This is a genomic window from Georgenia sp. Z1344, from assembly GCF_057652375.1.
On record NZ_CM172728.1, the window covers coordinates 1,528,965 to 1,555,921 of the forward strand.

Below are 26,957 nucleotides of genomic sequence, written 5' to 3' on the forward strand. Positions count from 1 at the left end.
CCCGGCATCAGCTGGCGCGTCGGCGTACGCGTCCCACCTGCCCCCGGAGGGAGGGCGACCGCCGGATGGCACGCGACTCTCGATCTCCCCGCACGAGAGCGGGCACCCCCACTGCGCAGGCTGCCCGGATCGCGCCGGCTGCCCGCCCGCGCCTACCCCTCCATGGCACCGATGGCACCTGAGACCGCGACGCTCACGACCCGCGCGACGATCGCGGGCGCGCTGCGCACCACCGCCCGGCTGATCCGCGCCCGATGGGCAGCGGTGCTCGTGGCGATGCTGTGCGTGCAGGGCGCCCTGCTGTGGACGATGCCGCTGCTCGTCTCGCTCATGCGATGGACGTTGCGGCAGCTCGGGATCGACGGCGCCAACCTCTACACGCTGGACACGTTGCTCACCTCGCCGCTCGCCCTGCTCGTGCTCGTGGGGATCGCGGTGGTGGCGACTCTCTTCGTCCTCGCCGAGATCACGCTGTTCGCGGTGATCGCCCACCTGGCGCTCGCGGGCGAACCGGTGACCTTCGGCAACGTGCTGCGCCGTGCGCGGTCGATCGCGAGCAGGGCCATCGGCTGGCAGGGGCTCCTGCTCGTCCCGTACCTGACGGTGCTGCTGCCGATCTCGCAGGTGGGGTTCTCCTCGGTCCTCACCGAGCACGTCGCACTCCCGCGGTTCATCAGCGGTGAGCTGCTGAAGACCACGTCCGGCACCGTCCTCTACACGGTGGTGATGGGCGCGATCGTCTACGGGGTGCTGCGGCTGCTGCTGTTCCCCGCCCTCCTCGCCGGCGGCGACGTCTCGATCCTGGGTGCCATGCGTCGCAGCGTGCGCATGACGACCTGGCGCCCGCTGCTCGGCTTCGGGGCGATCCTGCTGGCGACACTCCTGGCCGCCTCGTTGGTCATGGTGGTGCTCGGCGCGATCGGGCTCGTGCCGGTCGCGGCGGGTCGGACCGCCACCGTGAGTGGCGTCGTCGTCGGGCTGCTGGACCTGGCGCGGTTCGTCGTCGCGGGCGCTTCGTCCGCCGTCGTCGCCTTCTTCCTCGTCTGCTACCTCCGTCTGGCGGGCGGGCAGCCCGTCGAGGTCACCGCTCCTGCTCCGGCCGGTCGTCGCACCCGCGCGGCATCGGCCGTGCTCGTCGTCGCCGCGCTGCTGATCGCGACGCCTCGCGTGGTCGCGTCCGCGGAGGCGGCGAACGTCGCCGCGGAGGCCTCGCCGGAGATCATCGGGCACCGCGGGTACCCCGACCGGGAGGTCGAGAACAGCATCGAGGGTCTCCACGCCGCCGCCGACGCCGGGGCCGACGTGGTCGAGACGGACATCCAGGAGACCCGCGACGGCGGGCTCGTCGTCATGCACGACGTCGGCCTGGAGCGCATGACGGGGGACGATCGCGACGTCTACGAGCTCACCGAGGAGGAGGTCACCGGCCTCACGCTCAGCCAGGGCGGTCGCACCGCGCAGGTCCCGACCCTGGCCGAGTACGTCCGCGCGGCGGATGCCCGAGGGGTCCGGCTGCTCGTGGAGGTCAAGCCCCACGGACAGGAGCGCGAGGGCCACGCACGCCGGCTGGCCGAGGAGATGGACCGGCTCGACCCCGACCACACGCACATGATCCAGTCCCTCGACCGCGAGCTCATCGAGGAGATCACGCGGATCGACCCGGACCGACGGACGGCCTACGTGGTCGGCTTCCAGGTCGGCGAGCTGCCCGCCACCATTACCGACGCGGTCGTCATCGAGAACTGGTCGCTCGACGACCGGATGCTCGAGCAGGCGCGGGCACAGGGGCGCGAGCTCTACGTGTGGACCGTCAACGACCTCGGTCCGCTCCGCGAGCGCCTCGCCGGCGGGGCGGATGCCGTCATCACGGACGACGTGGGCCTGGCTGCCGAGACCCGTGAACGCCTGGCCGGGGGGCCGGTCGCGCTGTATCTCGAGCTGGCGAGCGGTCTCGTCGCCGTCGACCGGGCGACGTGACCGGCCCCGGCGGACCGGGGCGGGAGAAACGGCCCGCTAGCGTGGGCGCGGTGAGCGACGTCGAGATCACCGTCCGCGGGTCCCACCGCCGGTTCCACCCGGCCGAGCGGGGCACGGTCCACGCGCGGATCGCGCTCGAGGGGGCCGATCCGAAGGCGGTGTACGACGCCGTGGTCCGCTCCGCCGGCCGCGCGCACGCGAGCATCACCGATCTGCACGACCCGTCCCGCGGCCCGGTGACGTGGTGGTCGGCGCAGGACGTGCGGACGTGGACCACGCGCCCGTGGAACAAGGACGGCAAGCAGCTGCCGCAGGTCCACCACGCGCGGACGGACCTCGAGGTGAAGTTCAGCGACTTCGCCCGGCTGAGCACGTGGCTGCGGGAGATGTCGTCGGTGCTGGGGTTCGCCGTCGACAAGGTGGCGTGGTCGCTGACCGAGGTACGCAAGGCGGAGCTCGTGCGCGAGGCGCGGACGGGCGCCGTGGTCAACGCACGCGACAAGGCGGTCGCCTACGCGGCGGCGCTGGGGCTCGGGGACGTGCGGCCGCTCGAGGTGGCGGACTCCGGGATGCTGGGCCACGACCGCCGCGCGGAGAAGCCCGCCGCCGCCCCGTACGCCCGCGGGGCCGCGCTCGCCGGCTCGGGCGAGCAGGACCTCACGCTGCTTCCGGAGGACATCGAGATCACGGCCAGCGTCGACGCGCGGTTCGTGGCTTCCGGCGCCTGACGACGAGCCGCCGTCACAGCAGCCCGCGCCGGTAGCCCGCGGCGACGGCGGCCGCCCGGTCGCGCACCTCGAGCTTGGCGAGGATGTGCTGGACGTGGGTCTTCGCGGTCGACTCGCCGATGAACAGCGCCCGCCCGATGTCCCGGTTCGTCCGGCCGGCGGCGACGAGCGCCAGCACCTCGATCTCACGGTCGCTGAGGACAGGCTCCGGCGCCTCCGTCCCACGCGCGGCGCGGCCGGCCACGGACGGGGCGAGCACGGTCCGGCCCCGGGCGACGTCGTGGACCGCGCCGACGACGGTGGCCCGCGGGGCGTCCTTGAGCAGGTAGCCCGTCGCGCCGGCGGCGAGCGCCGAGGCGACGTCGTCGTCGGTGTCGTAGGTGGTGAGGACGAGGATCTCGACCGACGGGTGGTGGGCGCGGACCTCGCGCACGAGCTCGACGCCGCCACGTCCGGGCATGCGCAGGTCGGTGACGACGACGTCGACCGCCTCGCACCCCAGCACCGCGAGCGCCTCCTCCGCGCTCGCGGCGACCGCGACCACGGCGAGGTCCGTCTCGGCGTCGAGCTGCGCGCGGAGGCCGTCGCGGACGACGGGGTGGTCGTCGACGAGGAGGAGCCGGATCGCTGCGGTCATGTCACGGTGCCCGTCGGCTCGGTGGCAGGTAGCTCGGTCGGTGCTGGCTCGATGCGAGACGCCGCGGCTCGGGTCGGCACGGTCACCGTGACGACGGCCCCCTCCCCCGGCGTCGAGTCGACGACGACGAACCCTCCGACCTCGCTCGCCCGCTCCCGCATGATGGCGAGCCCGTGGCCGGTCCGCGTATGCCGGTCGTCGTCACCCCAGGCATTCGAGCTGCCGGACGCACCACCATCTCCAGGTCCGGCGGATGCATCGGGAGCACCGTCGGCGCCGGCAGCGAACCCGTCCCCGTCGTCGGCGACGTCGAGGGCGACCGAGTCGTCGAGATAGGACAGCGTGACGCGTGCACGGCCGGCGCTGGCGTGCCGCACCACGTTGGTCAGCGCCTCCCGGGCCGCGCGCACGAGGACGTCCTCGGCGGCGGCGTCGACCTCGCGCTCCTCGCCGGTGACGGTGACGTCGACCGGCAACCCGTGGGTCTCCCGCACGCGCGCCGCGGTCTCGCCGAGCGCGGCAGGCAGCGAGTGCTCGGCCAGCGGCGCGGGGCGCATGGCGTGCACGGACCGCCGCGCCTCGGCGAGGCCGTCGCGCGCGAGGGAGACGCTCGTGCGCACGCGGTCGCGGGCGGGGTGGTCGGGGGCCAGCTCAGCGTCGAGGGCCTCGAGCTGGGCGACGACGCCGGCGAGGTCGGCCGCGAGGGTGTCGTGGATCTCGCCGGCCAGGCGGGCCCGCTCGGCGGAGACGCCCGAGGTGCGTGCCTCCGAGACGAGCCGGTCCTGGAGCACCCGGTTCGCCTCGGCGGCGCGGGCGAGGTCGGCGTTCGCGGCGGCGAGCGCCTCGACGGCGGCGCGGCGCCGGGCGGACTCCTCCTCGAGGCGGCGGATCGACCAGCCGGCGGTCGCGGCCACGGCCCCCGCGGAGAGCGTGACGACCACGTTCTCCACGGACCACGTGACCCATCCCGGGCCGGCGATGATGACGCCCGCCACGAGGGCGACGCCGGCGTACGCCCACCGGCCCGGGAGCACCTCGAACGCGAGCGGGAAGCAGACGACGTAGAGCGGGAGGAAGTTGAACGAGACGGTCAGCAGCAGCGCGCACACAGCCACGAGGCCGACGAAGTAGACGACCGCCGCGACGACGCGGGTCTCGAGCCACGACCGGTGGCGCAGCGCCCACCACGAGTGCCAGGCGACGACGACGAGGCTCCCGCCGAGCAGGACCGGGAGCTCGTCCCGGTCGACCCCGCCGAGCAGGACGGTGAGCAGCGCGGAGACGAGCAGGAGGGCATATGGCAGCAGCAGCCAGACCCGCTCGGTCCGGCTCACCGATGGGCCGCCCGCCATGCGTCTCACCGTAGAGGGCGGTCGCCGCGACGGGCCCGGCCATATGTGAGGCGGCGCAGGAGCGTCTCGGCGGGTCCGCGTCGGCCACGGCGGGCGAGCGCGTCGGCACCGATGACGGTGAGCAGCCACGTGAGCAGGGCGAGGGCGGTGGCCTCCGCCGTGCCGAGCGTCCCGCCGAGCCCGAGGGTCCAGGCCGGCAGCAGGGCGACGAACACGACCGACTGGGCGAGGTAGCAGCTGAGCGACCGCTCCCCCGTGGCGCGCAGGGCCTCGACGATGCGAGCCACGGGCGCGGACAGGGGGTTCGCCGTCGTGCGGGGTGCTGTGAGGCGGGCGGCGACGAGCGCGATGGCCGCGGCGTACCCGAGGCCGATGAGGACGCCCGTGAGGATGTGCAGCCAGGACAGCAGGGCGACGACGACGCCCGACGGCTCCCACACGTGAGCCGTGGCGAGCGCGGTGCCGACGCCGCCGATCAGCCCGACGGGGATCCCGATCGCGGCGGTGCGGCGCAGGAGGGTCGCGTGCTCGGTCGGGCTCTCGAGGATCCGGCGCCGGGCGGCCCACATCCCCACGAGTACCGGGGCGACGACGGCGAGCAGACCCACCGGGCCCGCCGCCCACTCGAGCGGCCGCCAGGCGAGGGCCTCGAGCGGGTCGGAGATGGCGAAGGACCACAGGTGGCCGCGCTGGTTCGTGATCGTGGGGTCGGCGTACGTCAGCCCCTGGACGGCGGACGCGACGGCGAGCCATGCGCCGGCGGCCCACAGGAGGGTGCGGTCGCGGGCGCCGAGGGCGGAGGCGAGGACGAGGCCGATGAGGCCGTACCAGCCGAGGATGTCGCCGGAGAAGCCGAGCAGGGCGTGCGCGCCGCCGAGGGCGACGAGCCAGACGGAGCGTCGGCGGATGATGCGGCGGGCCTCGAGCGGGGAGGCGCCGCGACGGCGTTGCCCGTCGGCGATGCGGACGAGGCCGTAGCCGAACAGGGCGGCGAAGAGCGGGTAGGCGCGGGCGTCGACGGTGAGGGTGACGAGGAAGGTGACGGCGCGGTCGATCGCCCCGTCCTCGACGATGTGCTGGCGCAGCCCGTAGGGGCGGTCGTGGAGGTAGATCGCCACGTTCGCAACCGCGATGAGCGCGAGCATGAGCCCGCGGGCGAGGTCGGGGGCCAGCGCGCGGGGGCGTGGCGGCGGGTTCGAGGAGGAAGGACCGGAGGAGGGCGCTCCGGATGCGGGCGGCCGATCGGGGGCCGGCGGGTCCGTGGACGGGGTCTCGGTGGTGGCGGGTCGGGAGGTCATGCCGACGACGCTAGAAACGCACGAGGACGTGCGAATCAGCCGATCGGCGGATCGGTGCGCCGACGGAGCGACGGACCCCCGGGCCGGCGGGCCGGCGGCCCGGTGGACCGGTGGGCACATGGACCCGCGACCCGGCGGATCGGCCTCCTGGAACGCCGTTACGCTCGCGCTGTGACGCCACCTGATGCGCCGCGGTCCCGCTGGACCACCGTGCCGTACACGATCGGCATCGTCGTGCTCGGGTGCGCGCTCGTCCTGTGGCCGGTCGTCGTCCAGGGGCTGTCCGCCGCGTCGATCTACCAGGACCCACCTCGCGGCTCCCAGATCGTCAGCTGGGCCGCGCTGCGCTTCTCCGCGCTCGCCGCCGTCCTCGCCCTCGTCCTCCTCGGGCTCACGCTCGGCTCACGCTGGGGTCTGCTCCTGCTCGCTCTCCCCGCGCTCTACACCGCGAGGAGGGGGGCCGATCTCGTCCAGGACGCGCCCCGGACGATTCGTGAACCGGAGACGTTCGCCTTCATGGACCTCTTCACGCCGTACACCACGTACAACTGGACCGTGGTGGCACTGTCCGTGCTCGGCGCCTCGGTGCTCCTGGCGCACCGGGCCAGGCGGGCGCGACGCGGCGGGCTCGCTCCGTAGGTGCTGCGGGGCGAGGCGGCGGTCGAATCAGCCGATCGGCGGATCGGTCGGTCGGCGGATCGGTCGGTCGGCGGGCCGAGTGACCCGCCGACCGACGCACCGAGGAGGGCTCAGCCCGCCGCCTTCACCGCCAGCACCGGGCACGGGGCGTCGTGGAGGATCGCGTGCGCCGCGGAGCCGAGCACGAGCTTGCCGACCGGCGAGCGCGGGCGCAGGCCGATGACGATCATCGTCGCGTCCAGCTCCGTGGCCAGGGCGACGAGGTCGTCGCCGGCCAGCCCGTCGGACTCGCCGTGCCGCACCTCGTGCTCCACGCCCGAGGCCGCGAGCGCCGCGTCGAGCTCCGCCATCTCCCCCGCCTGGGCGTACCGCGGGTCGACGAGCCGGTCGGCCCTCGTGGTGTTGAGGACGACGAGCCGCTCGCCCCGCAGCCGCGCCTCCTCGAGGGCCGCCTCGAGCGCGGCGGTGCCCGCCGGCGTCGGGATGTAGCCGAGCACGATCGTCATGACGTCTCCCTGTCGGTGCGGTCCGGTCCCGCGCTGGCGGCCGGCGCGGAGTCGACGACGGGGGTGTCGTCGTCGGGCCGTTCGCCGTCGGGCTCCGTCGTGTCGTCTCCCCCGCCGACCTCCCCGTCCCCCTCGCCGGACTCGGCGAGCACGTCGGCGTCGAGGCGCCGCTGGCGCCGCTTGAGCCAGAACGACAGGGCGAAGATGACGATCAGGGCGATGTACACGAACAGGGCGAACGGCGACTGCACGAGCGCCACCGGGTCCCCCTGGGAGATCGACAGCGCCCGGCGCAGGTGCGCCTCGAACATCGGCCCGAGGATGAGGCCGACGACCATCGGCGCCACCGGGTAGCCGTACCGGCGCATGAAGAAGCCGAGCAGGCCGATGACGAGGAGCATGACGACGTCGGCGGTCGTGAAGTTGACCGCGAACGCGCCGAGCCCGGCGAACGTGAGGATGCCCGCGTACAGGTAGGGCCGCGGGATCTGCAGGATCTTCACCCACATGCCCACGAGCGGCAGGTTGAGCACGAGCAGCATGACGTTGCCGATGTACAGCGCCGCGATGAGCGTCCACACGAGCGCCGACTGGTTCTCGAACAGCAGCGGGCCCGGCTGGATCTGGTAGCGCTGGAAGGCGGCGAGGATGATCGCGGCGGTCGCCGTCGTCGGGAGCCCGAGGGTGAGCAGCGGGACGAGGACGCCCGCCGCGGCCGCGTTGTTGGCCGCCTCCGGTCCGGCGACACCCTCGATGGCGCCCTTGCCGAAGCTCCTCTTCCGCTCGCCCTTGGCCAGGCGCCGCTCGGTGGCGTAGGAGAGGAAGGTCGCGACGTCGGCGCCGCCGGCGGGGATCGTCCCGATGGGGAAGCCGACGGCGGTGCCGCGCAGCCACGGCTTCCAGGACCTGCGCCAGTCGTCCTTCGTCATCCAGCTGCGCCACCCGCCGGTCACGGGGATGACCTCGACGGGTCCCTTCCGCAGTCGGGACGCCACGTGGAAGGCCTCGCCGACGGCGAAGAGCCCGACGGCGACGAGCACGACGTCGATGCCGTCCGTGAGCTCGGGGATGCCGAGCGTGAAGCGCTGCTGGGCGGAGATCGCGTCGACGCCGACCAGCCCGATGAACAGGCCGAGCCCGAGGGCGACCATGCCGCGCGTGACCGAGGAGCCGAGCAGGGCGCCGACGGTGAGGAACGCGAGGACCATGAGCGCCACGTAGTCCGCCGAGGAGAGCTTGACGGCGAACCGCGCAGCGATCGGGGCGACGAACGTGAGGCCGACGGTGGCGAGCGTGCCGGCGACGAACGAGCCGATCGCGGCGGTCGCGAGCGCCGCGGCGCCGCGGCCCGCGCGGGCCATCTTGTGCCCCTCGAGCGCAGTGACGATCGACGCCGACTCCCCCGGTGTGTTGAGGAGGATCGACGTGGTCGAGCCGCCGTACATGCCGCCGTAGTAGATGCCGGCGAACATGATGAACGCGGCGGTGGGCTCGAGCGTGTAGGTGAGCGGGAGCAGCAGGGCCACCGTCATGGCGGGGCCGATGCCGGGCAGGACGCCGACGGCGGTGCCGATGAACACGCCGAGCAGGGCGTACAGGAGGAACATCGGCTGCAGCGCGGCGCCGAAGCCCTCGATGAGCAGCGAGAGGTTATCCACGGAAGATCTCCACCCCCTCCAGGAGCGGGCCGGCGGGCAGGGAGATGCCCAGGCCGCCGGCCATGGCGACCTGGATGACGAGGGCCATGACGAGGCCGACGAGCACGGTGCGCCAGATCGGCCGGGCGCCGAGCGTGACGGCGGTGCCGGCGAAGAGCACGGTGGCCGCGAAGGGCCAGCCGATCGGCTCGATGAGCAGGATGTGGGCGACGACGACCGCGACGAGGATGCCGACCGTCAGCCAGTCGGTGCCCGCGGTCGAGTCGGTGTCCTCGCTCTCCTCGGCCTCGCCGCGGCCGCCGCGCGCGATCGTGGCGAGGACGCCGAGCCCGCTGAGGACGAGGAGCCCGCCGACGAGGTAGGGCATCGTCCGCGGGCCCATCGCGCCGGCGGTGAGGGGGACGTTGATGTTCCCCGCGTCGAGCAGGACGTAGGCGCCGAGGGCCACGACGGCGACGGCGAAGACGATCTCGCCGACGGGCCTCGGCCGCCGGGCCGCCGCCGGCGTGGTGCCGGCGGCGGTCGCGGTGGTGGCGGGGTCGGTGGTGGGGTTGGTGGGGTTGGTGGTGGCGGTCGGCGGGCTCGCGCCGGCGCCGGAGCTGGGGGCCGGCACGTCAGACCAGCCCGATGTCCGTCAGCGTCTGGCGGACCGACTCGATGTCCTCCTCGAGGAAGGTGGCGAACTCGTCGCCGGCCAGGAAGGCGTCGTCCCAGTTGTTGGCCTCGAGCGCATCCGCCCACGAGTCGGCGTCGTGCATCTCGGTGACGAGCTGGGTGAGGGCCTCGGCCTGGGCGTCGTCGATGTTGCCGGGGGCCACCACGCCGCGCCAGTTGGTGAGCACGAGGTCGACGTCCTGGTCGATGAGCGTGGGCGTGTCCGGCAGCGCGGGCGAGGGCTCCTCGCTCGAGACGGCGAGCGCCCGCAGCGTGCCGGCGTTGACCTGCTCGGCGTACTCGGCCACGCCGGAGATGCCGGCGTCGACGTTGTTGCCGAGCAGCGCCGCGAGGGACTCGCCGCCGCCGGAGTAGGGGATGTAGTTGAGGGCGCCCGCCACGTCGGCGGGGTCCATCCCGGCCTCGGTGAGCAGCTGGGCGGCGAGGATGTGGTCGACGCCGCCGGCCGAGCCGCCGGTGACGGAGACGTCCTGGCCGTTGGCGATGATGTCGTCGGTGAGGTCCTGGATGGTCTCGTACTCGGACTCCGCGGGGACCACGACGACGAGGGGCTCCTCGGTGAGCCGGGCGATCGGGGTGACGTCCTCGAGGGTGGTCTCGGACTGGTTCGTCTCGATCGCGCCGACCATGACGTAGCCCATGACCATGAGCGTGTTCTCGTTCGTGGCGGTGGCGAGCTGGGCGAGGCCCACGGTGCCGCCCGCGCCGCCGACGTTGACCACCTGGGCGTCGCCCACGATGTCGTTGTCCTGCATCTCAGACTGCATGGTGCGGCCGGTCTGGTCCCAGCCGCCGCCGGGGTCGGCGGGGACGATGATCTCGACGCTGTCGATCTCGACCTCGCCGTCGCCCGAGTCCTCCCCCTCGGCGTCGGAGCAGGCGGCGAGCGCGAGTGCGGCGGCCGCCCCGACGGCGAGGGCGGTGGTGGTCCGGCGGGTGGTGCTGCGGGTGTTGCGGCGCTGGGCTGCGGCGGTGCGGCGCAGGGACATGAGCTCCTCCTTGAGCGATGCGGGTGCGGCGAAGTTAGGACGAAGGTCCCTGGCCGGAGAAGGCTGCGGCCGTAGTGGTCGTAAGGGCCGTTCCGGTCGTTTCGGTCGTTCTGGTCGCGGGCGTTCTCGGGGGCGGGCCGCCGGCGGCGTGGCAGGCTGAGACCATGCGCCGGCCGATGTCGCTGCGGCGACAGCTCCTCCTGCTCCAGGCGGCGATCGTGGTGCTCACGATCGGCACCGTGGGGCTCGTCGCGCTGCGCATGCAGGAGGCCCAGATCCGCGACTCGCACGAGGACCGGATGGTCGGCGTCGCCCAGTCGGTGGCCACGCTGCCGTCCGTCATCGACGCCTACGACACCCCGGACCCGTCCGCGATCATCCAGCCGATCGCCGAGCTCATCCGGGAGGCCTCGGACGTCACCTACGTGGTCGTCACCGACGACCAGGGCATCCGGTACTCCCACCCCAACGAGGAGAACATCGGGCAGATGGTCTCCACGGACCCGAGCGAGCCGCTGTCCGGCCGGGTATACGTAGGCACCCAGACTGGCACGATGGGCGAGTCCTGGCGGGTCAAGGTCCCGATCTTCGACGACGGCGTCATCATCGGCTCGGTCTCCGTGGGCACGCTCGAGGCCACGCTGCGCGCCGAGCTGATGGACGACCTGCCGCAGCTGTTCGTCTGGCTCCTCGGAGCGGGGCTCGTCGGCACCCTCGGGGCGGTCTACATCTCCCGGCTCGTGTGGCGGCGGATCTACCGGATGGAGCCCGAGGAGATCGCCTCCCTGCGCGAGGTGCGGGACGCGATGCTGCACGGGCTCGGCGAGGGGATGGTCGCCGTCGACGAGCACAACCGCATCGCGCTGGCCAACGACCAGGCCCGGAAGATGCTCGACCTGCCGGAGGACTGCATCGGATCCGAGGCCGCCGCCGTCCTCGACCCGGCGATCACCGACATCCTCGCGGGGCCCGACGTGGAGCGGGAGACCCTCGTGCTCGTCGGCGAGCAGATCCTGTTCGTCCGCGTCGACCGCGCGGAGGTCGGTGACCGCGAGGTGGGCTCGGTGCTGCTGCTGCGGGACCGGACCGAGATCTACGCGCTCGTGCGGGACCTCGACGGCGCACGGGACCTCACGCAGGCGCTGCGCGCGCAGGCCCACGAGTTCGCCAACCACATGCACGTGGTCTCCGGGCTCATCGAGCTCGGCCGCACCGAGGAGGCGATGGAGTTCATCTCCCGGACGGGCCGGTCCGGCGCCGTGGGGATGTACAGCGCGCTCCCGGGTGTCACCGACCCGGCCGTGGGGGCGCTGCTGCTGGCCAAGACCGCGATCGCGCACGAGCGCGGCGTCCGCGTGCAGATCGACGACGGGGTCCGGGTGGAGCCGGACGGCACCACCGACGTGGTGACGATCCTCGGCAACCTCATCGACAACGCCGTGCACGCCGCCGGGAGCGGGGGGCTCGTCATGGTCGGTGCGCGGAGGGAGGACGGGGTGGCCGTCCTGACCGTGGAGGACGACGGGCCCGGTATCGACGAGGGCGAGCGCGAGCGGGTCTTCGAGCCCGGGGTGACGACGAAGGACGAGGCGAGCTCGCGCGGCATCGGGCTCGCACTCGTGCGGCAGGTGGTCGACCGGCGCGGCGGCGGCATCGAGGTGGGCGACTCGGCGCACGGCGGGGCGCGGATCGTCGTCACGCTTCCGGCGCCGAGGTTCGCCGCGGCGGTCGGTGGCTCGGAGTCGGCCGGCATACCGGTGGAGGTGGTGCGGTGATGGGCGCGGCGATGGTGCGAGGACCGCAGGTGGGTACTGCGGAGACCGGCACTCCGCTGCGGGTGCTCGTGGTCGACGACGACTTCAACGTCGCCTCTCTTCATCGCAGCTTCGTGGAGTCGACGGAGCACTTCACGGTGGTCGACGTGGTCCATACGGGCGCCGATGCGGTGGCGCGGGCGCGCGAGCTGGCGCCGGACCTCGTGCTGCTCGACATCTACCTGCCGGACATCTCGGGGCTCGAGGTGCTTCGGCAGCTGCGGCAGGACGGGGAGGTCGACGTCGTCGTCATCTCTGCCGCCCGCGAGGTCGAGACGGTGCGCACGGCGATGGCCGGCGGGGTACTGCACTATCTGGTCAAGCCATTCACGCGGGCGGACCTCCAGGCGCGGCTCGAGGACTACCTCCGGCACCGCCGACTCGTGCAGGACGCGGCCACCGAGCCGATGAGCCAGGAGCAGGTGGACAGGCTCCTCGGCGGAGGACGAGCAACACCCCGCACAACGACGAACACCCACCTCCCCAAGGGCCTTGCGCAGCGGACCATGGAGATGGTGACCGAGGCTCTGCGCGAGGTGGGCGGGCCGGTCTCCGCGGACGACGTGGCGGAGCGGGTCGGCATGTCCCGCGTGGCGGCGCGGAGGTACCTCGAACACCTGGCGGCGACGGGGCTGGCGGAGGTCCGGCCCAGGTTCGGGCGGTCGGGGCGGCCGCAGCACCTCTACGAGGCGACTGGGTGACGCGTAATAAACCAACCTCTGCGGCGATCTTGAGTACCCCACCACAAACTGCACTGCATGCACCGTCGCAACTCCGTTTCACGCACCAGATTCACGCAAACCGGGTATCAATGCACCACACAGTGAAAGACTCGTGGCATGGAGGACGGACTCTACAAATCCCTCGGCACGCGGCGACTTCTCAACGAGATCGCGAGCCTCGGCGCACCGCAAGCTGCGTGGGAGGACGTCGAGGATGCCGAACAACCGCACGTCCTTGCCCGACACGTGGGGCAGCTAGTCGAGCACGCCCTTCGCTCGAGACACGGCGCCGAACGCAACCACCTAGCCAATCGACTCATCGAAGCGATCGACGCTCAGGAGATCATCGACGATCCTCCCCGCCAGTTGCGCTACTTCCGGCGCCTCGCGAATCACACAAGCCCTGACGCACCTGCGCGCCCCGCCACACCACTCAGCGACGCGGCGCTCCTGACAAATGTGCGAGGTGAGCCAAGTCTCGGAGCCGAGCTACGCGCGGAACTGGCCTCGGCCGATCAGGTCGATCTGCTCTGTGCATTTGTTAAGTGGCACGGTCTGCGCGTGATCGAAGATAACCTTCGAGAGCTGAGAGACAGAGGGGTTCCGTTTCGGGTCATCACAACGACCTACATGGGCGCCACTGAACGGCGCGCGATCGACCGTCTCGTGGAGGAGTTTGGCGCCGAGGTCCGAATCCACTACGACGAGGCAAAGACTCGACTTCACGCTAAAGCATGGTTGTTTCATCGCAAATCCGAATTCGACACCGCGTACGTTGGCTCGTCCAACCTTTCCCGCAGCGCACTACTTGACGGGCTCGAGTGGAACGTCCGCCTCTCGAATGTCGCCACACCCCATCTGATTCAGAAGTTCAATGGGACATTCGATACCTACTGGAACGACCCAACGTTCAGGCCGTACGATCCCACCGACCTATCACAGCGCAACCAACTCGATCACGCACTCGCCGTGGCCGGCGGAAAAAAGACCGCTGGGGTCCAGAGCCTCAACCTTTCCGGACTCGACGTAAGGCCTTACGCCTTTCAGCAACATATTCTTGATGCCATCGAAGCCGAACGTGAGCTTCACGGCCGGCATCGCAATCTCGTCGTCGCGGCGACAGGAACTGGGAAAACTGTCGTCGCCGCCCTCGACTACAGGCGCCTCTCAAACGCATCGACAAAAACCTATCCGAGTCTCCTATTCGTCGCCCATCGAGCGGAAATACTGGAGCAATCCCGGCGCACCTACCAGGAAGTGCTCTCCGACCCAAATTTTGGAGAGCTATACGTCGCCGGCAACCGGCCCGAGCGCTGGAAACATGTCTTCGCCAGCGTTCAGTCGCTCCGATCCACCGACGTTCGCACGGTCCCACCTAACGCGTTCGACATCGTCGTCATCGATGAGTTCCACCACGCCGCAGCCGCGAGCTACACAGCGCTGCTCGAACACCTGACGCCACGCGAGCTCCTCGGTCTGACTGCCACGCCCGAACGAGCGGACGGTTTCGACGTGCGTGGATTCTTTGGCGGGCGGACCGCAGCTGAATTGAGGCTGTGGGAAGCACTGGATGCTGGGATTCTGTCGCCCTTCCACTATTTCATGTGCTCCGACGGTACCGACCTGCGCGACGTTCCTTGGGTGCGCGGTCGCTACGAACCGGCACAACTCGAGAACCTGTATACCGGAAACGATGCGCGAAGCCGCGTGATACTTCGGGAGGTTCACGACAAGGTACTTGACGTCCACTCAATGCGCGCCCTCGGCTTCTGCGTAGGCGTCGAGCACGCCAAGTACATGGCTCGAGTGTTCTCGGAACGAGGCATCAACGCCATTGCCCTCGACGGAAGCAGTACCGTTGAACATCGACGAGCATCACTTGAACGCCTCAGTAAGGGCGACGTTAACATCATCTTCTCAGCCGACCTCTTCAATGAAGGGATCGACATACCTGACGTCGACACCATCCTCTTCCTGCGGCCGACTAGCAGTGCCACGATTTTCCTCCAGCAGCTCGGCAGAGGGCTCCGACAGCGCCCAGACAAACCAGTTCTTACGGTCCTCGACTTCGTTGGCAACCAGCGAGAGGAGTTCAGGTTTGATCTGAAACTCCAGGCACTGACAGGGCGTCCACCGCGGCGCCTCGAAAAAGATCTCAAGGACGGCTTTCCATTCCTTCCCGCAGGTAGTCAAGTGGTCCTCGATCGGCGCGCACAGGAGGTGGTGCTTCGAAGCCTCAAGGCACAAATCAATGCACGATGGCCACATCTCGTTGCTCAACTCCGTGCACTCGATCCAGATATTGATCTTCCCAACTTCATCGATCGCACCGGATACACGCTTGCGACAATTCTACGCAAAGGCAATCGCTCCTGGACTGAGCTGCGCCGCGAGGCTGGGCATCTCGAATCGCAAGGGTCGAACCTCGAGGCAGTACTCGCTAAGCGCCTACGCGCATTCACGCACGTCGATGATCCCATTCGGCATGAGGGCTACCAGCGGACACTTCAGGAAATCACAGAGGGCGGAGACCTATCTCTGGACGACAAACTGGCAGAGATGCTCTTCTTCTCACTCTGGCCGGGCGGTGGTGGCCACGCGAGCGCGACAGAAGGGCTGCGGACCCTCACAAAGGAGCCTGAATTCGTCGACGAACTCAGGACCGTCATTGATCTCGCTTACGAGTCCGCGCGCCGTCCGGTTGCGCCGACGCCCGGTCGACTCGCGACACTCCCCCTTCGCATCCATGCTCGATACCAGCGTGAAGAAGTTCTCGTGGCGCTCGGCTACTCGTCACTCACCCGCAAGCCGAACTCGTTCCGCGAGGGCGTACTCTACGAACCGAATCTCAACGTGGATGCATTCTTCGTCACACTCAACAAGACCGAGGAACGGTACTCACCAACAACCATGTACCGAGACTTCCCGATCAGTCGCGAGCTGTTTCACTGGGAAAGTCAGTCGACGACAAGCATCAATTCCAGCACCGGCAGGAGATACATTTCCGGTTCGAGCACTGTACTTCTGTTCGTTCGCCAAGAGGGCCAGGACGAATTCGGTACAAGTCCATATCTATACCTCGGACCCGCAACCTATGTCGGCTCTTCACATTCGAGGGTGTAGTTGGGGTCGGAATCCGCCCGTCTCGAGTAGTGATCGGGCGATGTAATTGGTCAGGTTGCGGAAGCCGAGGGCCGAGCCGCGCAGGTGCTCGAGCCTGCCGTTCATGGCCTCGGTGGGGCCGTTGGACGTGCCGGGCCGGTCGAAGTAGGCGAGCACGTCGGCGGCGCGGCGCTTCAGGGTCCTGCCCAGCTTGCGCAGCTCGGTCAGGGCGGCTGGCACGGTGGAGCTGACGGAGGCGATGAGCTGGGCCATGAGCTGGCGACCATGTGCGCGGTCGGGGACGCGGTAGGCGGCGATCATGCGCTGGTAGACGGCCCAGGCGGCCTCGACCGCTACGTGGGTGTCGCCGTCGAACAGGCCCTCCAGGCGCTGGGACTGCTTCTCGGTGAGCAGGTCGGCGCCGGTGTGCAGGGTCCGGCGGGCGGCGTAGAGCGGATCGCCCTTGCGGCCCCGGTGCCCGCAGGTGTCCTGCTGGACACGGCGCCGGCAGTCATCGAGCGCGTCGCCAGCGAGGCGGACCACGTGAAAAGGATCCATGATGGCGACCGCGTCGGGCAGCTCTTCGGCGGCGGCGGTCTTGAACCCGGTGAAGCCGTCCATCGCGACGATCTCGACCCCGTCGCGCCAGTCCTGCGGCCGGCCCGCGAGCCACTGCTTGAAGGCGTGTTTCGAGCGGCCCTCGACCATGTCCAGCAGCCGGGACGGGCCGGTCCCCTCGCGAACAGCGGTGAGGTCGATGATCACGGTCACGAACCTGTCGCCGCGGCGGGTGTGGCGCCAGACATGCTCGTCGACACCGATGGCGCTGACGCCGTCGAACCGGGTCGGATCATCGATGAGGACGCGGCGTCCTTCGGTCAGGACCGCGGCGTTGGCGGTGTTCCACGAGACCCCCAGCCCCTCGGCGACACGAGCGACACTCAAGTGCTGGCACACGATCCCTTCCAGCGCCCACCGCAACCCGCGGCGGGAGAGCCGAGCGCGCGGCTCGGCCGCGGCGGTCGTGTCCTGACGCCACACGTGCCCGCAGCCCGTGCACCGGTACCGACGCACCCTCACCTCCAGCGTCGTGGGACGCCACCCCAAAGGCTCGTGAGCGAGCTCGCGCGTGACGGTGTCCCGCGCGACGCCCTCGCACCCGCACCGCCGGCACCAGCTGTCCGGTTCGACGACCCTGCAGGCCAGGACCGCCCGACCAGGCTCGATGCGCTGGCCGACGACCTCCAAGCCGAGCTCGTCCAGACGAGCGAACGTGGTCAGATCAGGGCGGGCGAAGGTAGCGTCAGGCACGTCGAGGTCTTCCCGGTGGGTGGCGTGAGAACCCCCATCATCGGAAGACCTCGACCCCTATCTGGACGCTGACACGCCGGCACCTCGCTCACCACCGCGCCAGGCCGTCTACACCCTCAATCCGGAAGAGCCCCTATGTCTCCCATTCCGGTGAGCGTCCGATCGCATTCACCTGGCAACTCGAGACCCCGATGCCAGCCGACATGTTCTCCTCGACCACTGTCGCGGCGAGCTAACTCGTCACCTCCACGCTGACCAGTTGCTCCTCATATACAGCGCTCTCCATTGGCACTCATGTCGGCCGAGCCTGCTCCGGCGCTCCCGCCGCACCCGGCCGGATCACCTCACCGCCACCCGCACGCACCGCCACCGCCAGTCCCTCGGGCGGCGCCGCATCGGTCACCAGTCCGTTGACGTCGAACCACTCGCCGATGACGTACCGCCCCACCACGCCGTGCTTCGAGGAGTCCGCGAGTATGTAGGACCGCTCACTGTGGCGCGCCACCGTGCGCTTGACTTCCACGTCGTCGAAGTCGAAGTCCGTGGGGCCGGCCGCCGCGTCCACGCCCCCGCAGCTGAGGAGCGCGACGTCGAAGTGCATCTGCCGGATGAACGAGTGCGTCGCCGTCCCGGACACCGACCACTCCCCCCGCCTCAATCGGCCCGGGGCGAGCACGAGCTCGGCGCCGGCACCGCGTCCAATCTCGTTCGCAACGAGCAGCGAGTGGGTGACAATCGTGCCCTCGAACGACGGTGCCAGGGCAGCGGCGGCCGCCTGACCGGTGGTTCCGACGTCGAGGAAGATTGACTGCCCCGGCCGCACGAGCGACCGCACCAGCTCACCCACGACGCGCTTCTCCTTCTCCCGGATCCCGCTGCGCCGGTCGAACGACGGCTCGCTGCTGCGCTGCCGTGTCACCGAGACGGCGCCGCCGTAGACGCGCCTGAGCAACCCCTCACGCTCGAGATGGACGAGGTCCCTCCGAACCGTTTCCACCGACACCCGCAGGGCCCGCGAGAGGTCAATCGTCGAGACGGACGCTTGCGACTGCAGTGCCCGCACGATGTGGCGGTACCTCTGCTGGACGAGCACGCCCACCTCCTCGGCTCAGGACCGGGCCACGCCCGACACTCCACAACATTCCACACAGGTTGCCCGCAAGTCCACACCGGCCCAGGCTCTCCGCAGTGCCCGATCTCGGGCGCACGGGACGAACCGGACACCATCGTCCGGACCGCAACGACACGAAGGGTTGCATTGTGGCAATTCTCGCTCTGGACCAGGGCACCTCAGGATCGAAGGCGATCGTCGTCGACGCCGACGGCATCCACGCCGTCGTCGAGATCCCGATCCATCCGCAGTACCTCCCCGGTGGCGCCGTCGAGCAGGACCCGGAGGAGCTCTACGCCTCCGTCGTCGACGCCGGGAAGCAGGCCGTCGAGGAGGCGGGCCGCCCGATCGACGGCGTCTCGCTGGCCAACCAGGGCGAGACCGTCCTCGCCTGGGACCCCGAGACCGGTGACCCGCTCACCACCTGCATCGTCTGGCAGGACCGCCGCGCCGAGTCCGTCGTCGAGCGCCTGCGCGAGCACTCCGAGGACGTCCACCGACGCACCGGGCTCGTCCTCGACTGCTACTTCACCGCCCCCAAGCTCACGTGGCTGCGCGAGAACCTCACCCGCGAGGGCGTCGTCACCACGACCGACACGTGGATGCTCCATCGCCTCACCGGCGAGTTCGTCACCGACGTCTCCACCGCGTCGCGCTCCCTGCTCGTCGACGTCGACTCCGGCGAGTGGGACCCCCACCTCGTCGACCTCTTCGACCTGTCCGACGAGAAGCTCCCCCGGATCGTCGCCTGCGACGAGATCGTCGGCACCACCTCCGTCTTCGGCGCCGAGGTGCCCGTCGGCGGTCTCATCGTCGACCAGCAGGCCGCGCTGTTCGCCGAGGGCTGCCTCGAGCGCGGGCAGGCCAAGTGCACGTACGGCACCGGCGCGTTCATCCTCGTCAACATGGGTGAGACCGCCCCACGATTCGACAACGGCCTCACCACCTCCGTCGCGTGGCGCCTCCGCGGCCGCACCTCCTACTGCTCGGACGGCCAGGTCTACACGGCCGCCTCCGCCGTGCGTTGGATGCAGGAGCTCGGCATCATCACCGGCCCCGCCGAGATGGACGAGATCGCCGCCGACGACACCGGCGGCGTCCTCTGCGCGCCCAGCTTCGCCGGCCTCGCTGCACCGTGGTGGAAGCCGGAGGCGGGGGCGTTCGTCGTCGGTATGACGCTCTCCACCGGGAAGCCCCAGATCGTCCGCGCCGTCCTCGACGGCATCGCCGCGCAGATCGCCGAGCTCGCCGACCTCACGCTCCCCGAGCTCGGTCAGCCGCTCACCCGGCTCCGCGTCGACGGCGGACTGACGAAGTCCGTGCGCCTCATGCAGTCGCAGGCCGACATGCTCCAGGCGCCCGTCGACACCTACCCCTCCGCGCATGCCACCGCCCTCGGTACGGCCGCCTGCATGCGGCTCGCACTGCACCCCGACATGGCGGTCGAGGACGCGCCCTTCTCCTGGGAGCCCGAGGCCACCTACACCCCGGAGCGCACCCTCGAGGACGTCACCGAGTTCCGCACCTCGTGGCGGAACGCGGTCGAGACCACGATGGGACTCTGACCATGGGCATCAACGAGATCATCGTCGTCATCATGGCCGTCTTCCTCGTCATCGGCGGCCTCGACAGGGCGATCGGGAACCGCTTCGGCCTCGGCGAGCAGTTCGAGGAGGGCATCAACACGTTCGGGCCCCTGGCCCTGTCGATGGTCGGGATGATCTCCCTGGCCCCGATCCTGTCCAAGGTCCTCAACCCCGTCGTCGTGCCGATCTACGAGCTCCTCGGCGCCGACCCCGCGATGTTCGCCGGCTCCCTGCTCGCCAACGACATGGGCGGCTACCACCTCTCGATGGAGATGGCCCAGACAGAGGAGGCGGGCCTGCTCGCCGGCGCGATCCTCGCCGCCATGCTCGGCTGCACGGTCGTCTTCACCATCCCCGTCGGCCTCGGCATCGTCTCCGAGGAGAACCGCCCCTACTTCGCGTCCGGCGTGCTCGTCGGCGTCATCACGATCCCCGTCGGCGTGCTCGTCGGCGGACTGGTCGCCGGCTTCGACCTCATGCTCATCCTCAGCAACCTCGTGCCCATCGTCATCGCGGCGCTGCTCATTGCGTTCGGCCTGTGGAAGTTCCCCGGCGCCATGACGCGCGGCTTCCTCCTGTTCGGCAAGTTCCTCGTCGCCATCATCTCGGTCGCCCTCGCGATCGGCTCCTTCGAGTTCCTCACCGGCTGGCAGATCATGCCGAGCGGGTGGGAGCTCGCCCCGGTGATGGACGGCCTCACCGTGGTGGCCCAGATCTGCCTGTTCCTCATGGGCGCCTTCCCGCTGATGTACCTCGTCACCAAGGTCGCGGCCAAGCCCCTGTCGAGCATGGGGCGCCTCCTCGGCGTCAACGACGTGGCCTCCGGCGGCCTCGTGATGTCGCTGGCCAACGCCATCCCCACCTTCAAGCTCATGGGCCAGATGGACCGGCGCGGCATCTTCATCAACACGGCGTGGTCGATCTCGGCGATGGCGCTCCTCGGTGACCACCTCGGCTTCACGGCCGGCGTCGCACCCGACATGATCACTCCCATGATCGTCGGCAAGATCGCCGCCGCGGTGTCCGCCACCGCGCTCGCCTACGCCATCTCGCTCAAGCGCTACCCGGCCTACGACGCGAGCACCGACTCCCTCGCCCCCGCCCAGGACCCGGCCACCGCTCGACAGGATGAGACATGACCGAGACCACCTACGACGTCGCGGTGATCGGCGCCGGCGTCGTCGGCGCCGCCATCGCCCGCCGTCTGTCCGGCACCACGGGCTCGGTCGTCATGATCGACGCCCGGGACGACGTCGGCGAGGGCACGACCAAGGCCAACACCGCCCTCCTGCACACGGGCTTCGACGCGAAGCCAGGCACGCTCGAGGCCCGGCTCGTCGCCCGCGGCTACGAGCTGCTCACGGAGTACTGCGCGGCGGCGAACATCGGGCTCCGGAAGACCGGGGCGATCCTCGTGGCGTGGGACGAGGAGCAGGCCGAGTCGCTGCCCGGACTGCAGGCCAAGGCGGTGGACAACGGCTACCTCGCCTCGGAGATCATCGGTCCCGACGAGGTGTACGCCCGCCTCCCGAACCTCGGCCCGGGCGTCACCGGCGGGCTCACCGTCCCCGACGAGGCCGTCATCGACGCCTGGTCGGTTCCCCTCGCGTTCGCCACCGAGGCGGTCACGCGCGGCGCGACCTTCCTGCGCGAGCATCGCGTCGAGTCGGTCGAGGTCGGCCCCTCCACGACGACGCTCCGCACCGACCGAGGCGACGTCACCGCCCGGTGGGTCGTCAACGCCGCCGGGCTCGGGGCGGACGCCGTCGACGAGATGCTCGGCTACTCCCGGCTCGAGGTGCACCCGCGCAAGGGCGAGCTGCTCGTCTACGACAAGCTCGCCGCACCGCTGGTCGACACGATCGTGCTCGCGGCCCCGTCGAAGGTCGGCAAGGGCGTGCTCATCAGTCCCACGATCTTCGGCAACATCATGCTCGGCCCCACCGCCGAGGACATGGAGGACAAGGCCGACACCTCGACCAGCGAGGACGGGTTCGAGTTCCTCCTGGAGAAGGGCCGCCGGATCATGCCCACGCTCCTGGACGAGGAGGTCACCGCCTCGTACGCGGGACTGCGCGCGGCGAACAACCAGTCCGACTACCTCATCGAGGTCGACGCCGAGCAGCGGTACGTCGTCGCGGCGGCCATCCGGTCGACCGGGCTCACCTCCGCGCCGGCGGTCGCCGAGCACGTGGTGGAGCTCCTCGAGGCCGCGGGGGCCGACCTCGAACTCGACGAGCGCAGCGGCCTGCCCGCCCCTCCGGTCATGCCGCCGCTCGGGGAGCACCAGGTGCGACCCTTCGCCGACGACGACCTCATCCAGCAGGACCCCGAGTACGGCACGGTCGTCTGCTTCTGCGAGCGCGTGACACGCGGAGAGGTCCGCGACGCCATGACCTCGACCGTCCCGCCGTGCAGTCTCCAGGGGCTGCGGCGCCGCACGCGGGCGATGAACGGGCGCTGCCAGGGCTTCTACTGCGGCGCCGAGGTCCAGCGACTCTTCGTCGAGCACCACGCGTGCGGGATCACGACGGAGGCCGACGATGCCTGAGCTCCTCACCCCTACCGTGGCAGTGATCGGCGGCGGACCCGGCGGCCTCAGCGCCGCGGCCGGGCTCGCTCCCCACCTCGACCAGGTCGTGGTCCTCGACCGCGAGCAGCAGGCCGGCGGCATCCCCCGGCACTCCGACCACCCGGGCTACGGGATCCGGGACCGGAAGCGCTTCATGTCCGGCCCCTCCTACGCGACGACGCTCGTCGAGGACGCCCGCGCGGCGGGCGCCCAGATCCTCACCGGGTGGACCGTCACCGGATGGGCCGACGACGACACCCTCGAGGTCACCACGCCCCTCGGGCGCGTTCTCGTGCGGCCGGACGTGTTCTGCTTCGCCACCGGCGCCCGCGAGCGCCCCCGCACCGCGCGGCTCGTCCCCGGCACCCGGCCGGCCGGCGTGCTCACCACGGGGCAGCTGCAGAACCTCGTCCACGTCCAGCACCAGAAGGTCGGCACGCGGGCGGTCGTCGTCGGCGCCGAGCTCGTCAGCTGGTCGGCGGTCATGACCCTCGCGGAGTCGGGGTGCCGCACGGAGGCACTCGTCTCCGAGCACCCGGTCGGCGAGTCGTACTCGCTCTTCCGAATCCCCGGCCGGGTCGCGTTCCGCACCCGGGTCGAGACGACGTCGAGGGTGGCGTCGATCCAGGGTCGCCGCCGCGTGACCGGGGTCGAGATCGAGGACACCCGCACCGGTGACCGGAAGGTCCTCGAGTGCGACACCGTGGTGTTCACGGGCGACTGGATCCCGGACCACGAACTCCTGCGCTCGGCGGGCGTCGAGCTCGACCCCGCGAGCGGGTCCCCCGTCGTCGACGCCGCCATGCGGACCTCGAAGGCGAACGTGTTCGCCGTCGGGAACGTCAACCACCCCGTGGAGACCGCCGACGTCGTCGCGATCGAGGGCGCGGTCGCCGCTGAGCGGATCCTCGAGCACTTCGGCGGCCGACCGGCGCCCGAGGCGAGCGTCCGCCTCGTGGCGGACGACCCCATCAGGTGGGTGTCGCCGTCGCGGTTGGCCCCTGGCGGGCCGGCCCCGGCCCGGGACCGGCTCGTGTGCTGGGTGGACCGGCTCGTGCCGCGGCCGGTGGTCACGGTGTCCCAGGGTGGGCACCGGTTGGCTCGCAAGCGGCTCGCGTGGCCCGCGGCGCCCGGGCGGGCGTTCCGCATCCCGTCGTCGATGCTCGACGGCGTCGATGCCGCGGGCGGCGACGTGCGGATCGCGATCGACTGAGCCTGGTGGCCCGAGTGGTCCCGGCGGCAACGGTCGCCGGGACCGCCGGGTCACCGGGCCGTCAAGGCCCGCACCACCCCGTCACACGTGCGCGATGTACCCCGCGAGCAGCGCCTGGATGACGAACAGGTCCACGCCACGGCCGAGCTTGCGCACGTACGGGTCGGCCTGGCTGCTCACCCAGAACTTCAGCTCGCCGTCGAGGTCCGCGGTGCCGGCGGTCTCAAGCGAGAACTGGGTGATCGCCCGGTAGGGCACCGAGTGGTAGTCGACCTTCGACCCGGTCACGCCCTGCACGTCGATGAGGATCACGCGGTAGTTCGTGAACATGAACCGGTCGCGGATGGTCTTGTAGCCGAGCTCGAACTTCTCGCCGTGCGCGAGGATCCGGCCCCACTTCTCGTCCATCTCGGCCATGTCCATGACCGACGCGTTGTCGATGATCCGTCCGACAGCCACAAGCCGCTCCTTCGTCGTCGGGCTCCCTCTCGTCGCCCGCTGGCCACGATCCTTCCGTGCCGGCCCGGTTCCCGGTAGTCGGCCGGTCCTCGGATCCGCCGGCTAAGCGTCGCCCGGCACCGTCCACGGCCGCACGTCCTTGAGCCGGCGTCGCGCCGCCTCGCCGCCGGTCTCCTCGAGAAGAGCACGGGGCCCGACGACGACGAGCAGCGTCGTCGCCCGCGAGATGCCCGTGTAGATGCGGTCCCGCGCCGGTGCGGCCTCGTGGACGCCGTTGAGGCACAGGACGATCGCCGGACGCTCGAGCCCCTTGAAGCCCTGGACGGTCCCGTAGAAGACCTCCTGGCCGTCGAAGAACTCCTCCCAGTACGCCTCGCGCGCCTCCTCCTCGTAGATGCTCGGCTGCATCGGGTGGCGCGACCCGGTGGTCAGGAGCGCGATCTGGCCGGCGGTGAAGCCGTCCGCGCCGTCGTCGGCGATGAGGGCGTCGACCACGTCGTCCGCCGCGTCCACGGCAGCCTCGGCGGGGACGTCCAGGTGGAGCACCGGCCGGCGGGCGCGGGCCTTCGGGCTGGTCGGCGTGGTGGCGAACGCGCCGGCGAGCTGGGCGATCTGCTTCGAGCTGCGCAGGTTGCGCACGAGCGAGACCGGGGGGAGGTCGATGGGGTCGCGGCCGTGGCGGGTGAACAGCTTCTGGCCGTCGTCGAGGAAGACGAACAGGCCGCCCTCGTCGCCGTCGCGCAGGCAGGCCGTGACGGCGTCCCACCACGAGTCGCCGAAGTCCTGCGCCTCGTCGATGACGGCCACGTCGAAGCGCTCCTCGCGCGGCAGGGTCGCGGCGTTGGCGCGCAGGCTTTCCGGGAGCGCCTCCTCCCAGTACGACTGGTCCTTGCTGTCGCCCTCGGCGCCGCCCCAGCGGTGGGCGAGGTCGTGGAAGGTGCCGACGTAGGCCGGCCGGTCCTTCCGCGGCCACGTGGCGACCTCGCGCTCGAACGACTTCGCGAGCCCCACGGTGTAGCACATGAGCGCGACCCGCTCGCCGTCGTGCGCGAGCTGGCGGGCCTTGCGCAGCGCGAGCACGGTCTTGCCGGTGCCCGCCCCGCCGATCACGCGGGCGCGCGGGAACTCCCGGATCGCGTCGAGCACGTCCTCCTGCTCGGCGGTGAGCCGTCGGACCTCCTCGGCCTGGTCGGCGACCTGGAACTGCACCTCGTCCGGGACGAGCTCGGGGACGATCGCGCCGACGAGGGCGTGGGTGTCGTCGTCGTCCAGGGGGCGCACGCCCTGACCGTGCAGGTTCGCCGCGACCGCGAGGCGCTCCGCGAGCCGGTCAAGGTCCTGGCGGCCCACGAGGCACTCCCGCGGCAGGCCGGGTCGGTGCCAGTCCGCGGGCACGTCCACCGCCGGGAGCACGACGACGCTGACCCAGCGCGCCTGCGTCGCCCGCCTCGCCGCGGTCCCCCGGTCGCGCAGCCACTCGACGAGCCGGTGCCGGGCGTCGTTGACCTGGTCGGCCGGGTCCTCGATCGGCTGCGCCTCGCTGCGCCCGCGGCCGTTGCGCCACACGCCGGCGCGGTACTCGACCCACCCGCCCTTGACCTCGACCACGATGACGCCGACCCCCGGCCACAGCACGAGCAGGTCGACCTCGCGCTCGGTGCCCTGCTGCCGCACGGCCGTCGAGTGGAGGACCACGGCGTTCTCCGGGAGCTGCTCGCGGAGGGCGGACCAGACCGTCGCCTCCCCGTGGAGACCGGCCGTGAAACGCACGTCGTCGGGAATCATCGTGGCCATGTCGTCACGTTATCGGCGGGGTGCGACGTGCGCGGTCAGCCGGTGGCTCGGCCGGTGGTGGGTCGAGTGTCCCGTCGACGCGGGGTGCTACCGGAGTAGCATCGCGGGTATGAAGGTCAGTGTGAGCATCCCCGACGACGACGTGCGCTTCCTCGACGAGTACGCCGCCCGCGCCGGGCTGTCGTCCCGCTCCGCCGCACTGCAGCGCGCGGTGCGATCGCTGCGCGCGCAGGAGCTCAGGCCCGAGTACGCGGCCGCTTTCGACCAGTGGGACGCGTCCGACGAGTCCGAGGCGTGGGACCGGGCGACCACGGACGGGCTGGGTGGGAACGGGCTCGGCGGGAATGGGCTGAGCGGAGACGGGCTGAGCGATGAGGGTCTGAGCGGCGATGCGGCGCGGTGAGATCTGGCTGGCGGACCTCGAGCCCGTGCGGGGCGCGGAGGCGAACAAGGTCCGGCCGGTCGTCGTCGTCGGGAATGACGGCGCGACGTCGGCCGCGGTCGAGCGGAGGCACGGCGTCGTCACCGTGGTCCCGCTGACGACCAACGTGGCCGCCGTCTACTCGTTCCAGGTCCTCGTCCCCGCCGGGAGCTCGGGACTCCGCCAGGACTCGAAGGCGCAGGCCGAGCAGGTGCGGTCGATCGACGTGCGCCGGCTCCGGGAGGCCGTGGGCAGGCTGCCGGCCGACCTGGAGAACAGGCTCGACGACGCCCTGCGAGTGCACCTCGACCTGTGGTGACCGTGGTGGCCCGCTCGCACCGGTGAGCGGCGACACGGCGGAACGACGTCGCCGGTTGTCGGAGATCGTGCGCA

The 26,957-nt window shown here is 70.9% G+C and carries 22 protein-coding genes and 1 pseudogene; 12 read left to right on the plus strand and 11 right to left on the minus strand.

From position 1 onward, the window contains the following. The first annotated feature begins 171 nt into the window (after positions 1–171). Together AC24FB_RS06855 and AC24FB_RS06860 are read left to right on the plus strand one after the other, a co-directional pair. Entirely contained in the window at positions 172–1,977 is a 1,806-nt protein-coding gene (locus tag AC24FB_RS06855) for a glycerophosphodiester phosphodiesterase family protein (protein ID WP_425714253.1), read from the plus strand. Positions 1,978–2,027: 50 nt separating this feature from the next. After that, positions 2,028–2,705, plus strand: coding sequence for an SIMPL domain-containing protein (locus AC24FB_RS06860; protein WP_425714252.1), 678 nt, complete (start codon positions 2,028–2,030; stop codon positions 2,703–2,705). 13 nt (positions 2,706–2,718) lie between these two features. On the opposite strand, the gene AC24FB_RS06865 is transcribed toward AC24FB_RS06860, so the two are convergent. Genes AC24FB_RS06865 through AC24FB_RS06875 form a run of 3 tightly spaced genes read right to left on the minus strand, consistent with a single transcriptional unit; the run spans position 2,719 to position 5,992 of the window. Next, on the minus strand, positions 2,719–3,342 hold the full coding sequence (locus tag AC24FB_RS06865; protein ID WP_425714251.1) for a response regulator: 624 nt from the start codon (positions 3,340–3,342) through the stop codon (positions 2,719–2,721). After that, a complete protein-coding gene (locus AC24FB_RS06870) occupies positions 3,339–4,694 on the minus strand; it encodes a sensor histidine kinase (protein WP_425714250.1) in 1,356 nt (451 codons plus the stop codon). Before AC24FB_RS06870 ends, AC24FB_RS06865 begins: the two co-directional genes overlap by 4 nt. Positions 4,695–4,699: 5 nt before the next feature. After that, positions 4,700–5,992, minus strand: coding sequence for a DUF418 domain-containing protein (locus tag AC24FB_RS06875; protein ID WP_425714249.1), 1,293 nt, complete (start codon positions 5,990–5,992; stop codon positions 4,700–4,702). Positions 5,993–6,163: 171 nt separating this feature from the next. Here AC24FB_RS06875 and AC24FB_RS06880 point away from each other — a divergent pair, with 171 nt between their 5' ends. Further along, entirely contained in the window at positions 6,164–6,631 is a 468-nt protein-coding gene (locus AC24FB_RS06880; RefSeq protein ID WP_425714248.1) for a hypothetical protein, read from the plus strand. Between the two features lie 110 nt (positions 6,632–6,741). Here AC24FB_RS06880 and AC24FB_RS06885 read toward each other — a convergent pair whose 3' ends face one another. The 4 genes from AC24FB_RS06885 to AC24FB_RS06900 are packed head-to-tail and all read right to left on the minus strand — an operon-like array spanning position 6,742 to position 10,459. Continuing rightward, entirely contained in the window at positions 6,742–7,137 is a 396-nt protein-coding gene (locus tag AC24FB_RS06885; protein ID WP_425714247.1) for a universal stress protein, read from the minus strand. Continuing rightward, positions 7,134–8,795, minus strand: coding sequence for a tripartite tricarboxylate transporter permease (locus AC24FB_RS06890; protein ID WP_425714246.1), 1,662 nt, complete (start codon positions 8,793–8,795; stop codon positions 7,134–7,136). The genes AC24FB_RS06885 and AC24FB_RS06890 overlap by 4 nt, the downstream gene beginning before the upstream one ends. Beyond that, entirely contained in the window at positions 8,788–9,408 is a 621-nt protein-coding gene (locus AC24FB_RS06895; protein ID WP_425714245.1) for a tripartite tricarboxylate transporter TctB family protein, read from the minus strand. The genes AC24FB_RS06890 and AC24FB_RS06895 overlap by 8 nt, the downstream gene beginning before the upstream one ends. Position 9,409: 1 nt before the next feature. After that, the gene (locus tag AC24FB_RS06900) at positions 9,410–10,459 is read right to left on the minus strand and encodes a Bug family tripartite tricarboxylate transporter substrate binding protein (protein ID WP_425714244.1); all 1,050 of its coding nucleotides are present in this window, start codon (positions 10,457–10,459) and stop codon (positions 9,410–9,412) included. 164 nt (positions 10,460–10,623) lie between these two features. Between AC24FB_RS06900 and AC24FB_RS06905 the strand changes: the two genes are divergently transcribed. The 3 genes and pseudogenes from AC24FB_RS06905 to AC24FB_RS06915 all read left to right on the plus strand — a co-directional run. Beyond that, positions 10,624–12,234, plus strand: coding sequence for an ATP-binding protein (locus AC24FB_RS06905; protein ID WP_425714243.1), 1,611 nt, complete (start codon positions 10,624–10,626; stop codon positions 12,232–12,234). A gap of 29 nt (positions 12,235–12,263) precedes the next feature. Further along, positions 12,264–12,974 carry a response regulator gene (locus tag AC24FB_RS06910; RefSeq protein ID WP_425714242.1) on the plus strand — a complete coding sequence of 237 codons (711 nt, stop codon included), beginning with the start codon at positions 12,264–12,266 and terminating at the stop codon, positions 12,972–12,974. Positions 12,975–13,112: 138 nt separating this feature from the next. Continuing rightward, positions 13,113–16,094 (plus strand): annotated as a pseudogene (locus AC24FB_RS06915) (DEAD/DEAH box helicase); the annotation flags it as partial. A 6-nt stretch (positions 16,095–16,100) separates the two neighbouring features. Here AC24FB_RS06915 and AC24FB_RS06920 read toward each other — a convergent pair. Both AC24FB_RS06920 and AC24FB_RS06925 read right to left on the minus strand, forming a co-directional pair. Beyond that, on the minus strand, positions 16,101–17,408 hold the full coding sequence (locus tag AC24FB_RS06920) for an ISL3 family transposase (RefSeq protein ID WP_425713489.1): 1,308 nt from the start codon (positions 17,406–17,408) through the stop codon (positions 16,101–16,103). Positions 17,409–17,700: 292 nt separating this feature from the next. Next, a complete protein-coding gene (locus AC24FB_RS06925) occupies positions 17,701–18,501 on the minus strand; it encodes a DeoR/GlpR family DNA-binding transcription regulator (RefSeq protein WP_425715916.1) in 801 nt (266 codons plus the stop codon). Between the two features lie 164 nt (positions 18,502–18,665). Between AC24FB_RS06925 and AC24FB_RS06930 the strand changes: the two genes are divergently transcribed. Genes AC24FB_RS06930 through AC24FB_RS06945 form a run of 4 tightly spaced genes read left to right on the plus strand, consistent with a single transcriptional unit; the run spans position 18,666 to position 23,890 of the window. Then, on the plus strand, positions 18,666–20,084 hold the full coding sequence (locus AC24FB_RS06930) for an FGGY family carbohydrate kinase (protein WP_487561426.1): 1,419 nt from the start codon (positions 18,666–18,668) through the stop codon (positions 20,082–20,084). 2 nt (positions 20,085–20,086) lie between these two features. Then, positions 20,087–21,244 (plus strand): ethanolamine utilization protein EutH, encoded by a 1,158-nt coding sequence (locus AC24FB_RS06935; RefSeq protein WP_425715914.1) that lies wholly within the window; start codon positions 20,087–20,089, stop codon positions 21,242–21,244. Continuing rightward, complete coding sequence (locus AC24FB_RS06940) at positions 21,241–22,656, plus strand: NAD(P)/FAD-dependent oxidoreductase (RefSeq protein WP_425715913.1); 1,416 nt, start codon at positions 21,241–21,243, stop codon at positions 22,654–22,656. Before AC24FB_RS06935 ends, AC24FB_RS06940 begins: the two co-directional genes overlap by 4 nt. Continuing rightward, the gene (locus tag AC24FB_RS06945) at positions 22,649–23,890 is read left to right on the plus strand and encodes an NAD(P)/FAD-dependent oxidoreductase (RefSeq protein ID WP_425715912.1); all 1,242 of its coding nucleotides are present in this window, start codon (positions 22,649–22,651) and stop codon (positions 23,888–23,890) included. The genes AC24FB_RS06940 and AC24FB_RS06945 overlap by 8 nt, the downstream gene beginning before the upstream one ends. An 81-nt stretch (positions 23,891–23,971) precedes the next feature. On the opposite strand, the gene AC24FB_RS06950 is transcribed toward AC24FB_RS06945, so the two are convergent. Both AC24FB_RS06950 and AC24FB_RS06955 read right to left on the minus strand, forming a co-directional pair. Beyond that, the gene (locus tag AC24FB_RS06950; RefSeq protein WP_425715911.1) at positions 23,972–24,349 is read right to left on the minus strand and encodes a PH domain-containing protein; all 378 of its coding nucleotides are present in this window, start codon (positions 24,347–24,349) and stop codon (positions 23,972–23,974) included. Positions 24,350–24,451: 102 nt separating this feature from the next. Next, positions 24,452–26,143: a nuclease-related domain-containing DEAD/DEAH box helicase gene (locus tag AC24FB_RS06955; protein WP_425715910.1), complete on the minus strand. Its 1,692-nt coding sequence runs from the start codon at positions 26,141–26,143 to the stop codon at positions 24,452–24,454. Between the two features lie 109 nt (positions 26,144–26,252). On the opposite strand from AC24FB_RS06955, the gene AC24FB_RS06960 reads away from it, so the two are divergent. After that, positions 26,253–26,546 carry a ribbon-helix-helix domain-containing protein gene (locus AC24FB_RS06960; RefSeq protein ID WP_425715909.1) on the plus strand — a complete coding sequence of 98 codons (294 nt, stop codon included), beginning with the start codon at positions 26,253–26,255 and terminating at the stop codon, positions 26,544–26,546. Continuing rightward, a complete protein-coding gene (locus AC24FB_RS06965) occupies positions 26,533–26,883 on the plus strand; it encodes a type II toxin-antitoxin system PemK/MazF family toxin (RefSeq protein ID WP_425715908.1) in 351 nt (116 codons plus the stop codon). Before AC24FB_RS06960 ends, AC24FB_RS06965 begins: the two co-directional genes overlap by 14 nt. The last annotated feature ends 74 nt before the right edge of the window (positions 26,884–26,957 follow it).

What these genes read in the sequence shown, in the direction of transcription:
- AC24FB_RS06940 (WP_425715913.1), top strand. Translation starts at nt 21,241, where the DNA reads ATGACCGAGACCACCTACGACGTCGCGGTGATCGGCGCCGGCGTCGTC.
- AC24FB_RS06855 (WP_425714253.1), top strand. Translation starts at nt 172, where the DNA reads ATGGCACCTGAGACCGCGACGCTCACGACCCGCGCGACGATCGCGGGC.
- AC24FB_RS06960 (WP_425715909.1), top strand. Translation starts at nt 26,253, where the DNA reads ATGAAGGTCAGTGTGAGCATCCCCGACGACGACGTGCGCTTCCTCGAC.
- AC24FB_RS06875 (WP_425714249.1), bottom strand. Translation starts at nt 5,992, where the DNA reads ATGACCTCCCGACCCGCCACCACCGAGACCCCGTCCACGGACCCGCCG.
- AC24FB_RS06955 (WP_425715910.1), bottom strand. Translation starts at nt 26,143, where the DNA reads ATGGCCACGATGATTCCCGACGACGTGCGTTTCACGGCCGGTCTCCAC.
- AC24FB_RS06935 (WP_425715914.1), top strand. Translation starts at nt 20,087, where the DNA reads ATGGGCATCAACGAGATCATCGTCGTCATCATGGCCGTCTTCCTCGTC.
- AC24FB_RS06945 (WP_425715912.1), top strand. Translation starts at nt 22,649, where the DNA reads ATGCCTGAGCTCCTCACCCCTACCGTGGCAGTGATCGGCGGCGGACCC.
- AC24FB_RS06870 (WP_425714250.1), bottom strand. Translation starts at nt 4,694, where the DNA reads ATGGCGGGCGGCCCATCGGTGAGCCGGACCGAGCGGGTCTGGCTGCTG.
- AC24FB_RS06900 (WP_425714244.1), bottom strand. Translation starts at nt 10,459, where the DNA reads ATGTCCCTGCGCCGCACCGCCGCAGCCCAGCGCCGCAACACCCGCAGC.
- AC24FB_RS06965 (WP_425715908.1), top strand. Translation starts at nt 26,533, where the DNA reads ATGCGGCGCGGTGAGATCTGGCTGGCGGACCTCGAGCCCGTGCGGGGC.
- AC24FB_RS06885 (WP_425714247.1), bottom strand. Translation starts at nt 7,137, where the DNA reads ATGACGATCGTGCTCGGCTACATCCCGACGCCGGCGGGCACCGCCGCG.
- AC24FB_RS06865 (WP_425714251.1), bottom strand. Translation starts at nt 3,342, where the DNA reads ATGACCGCAGCGATCCGGCTCCTCCTCGTCGACGACCACCCCGTCGTC.
- AC24FB_RS06905 (WP_425714243.1), top strand. Translation starts at nt 10,624, where the DNA reads ATGCGCCGGCCGATGTCGCTGCGGCGACAGCTCCTCCTGCTCCAGGCG.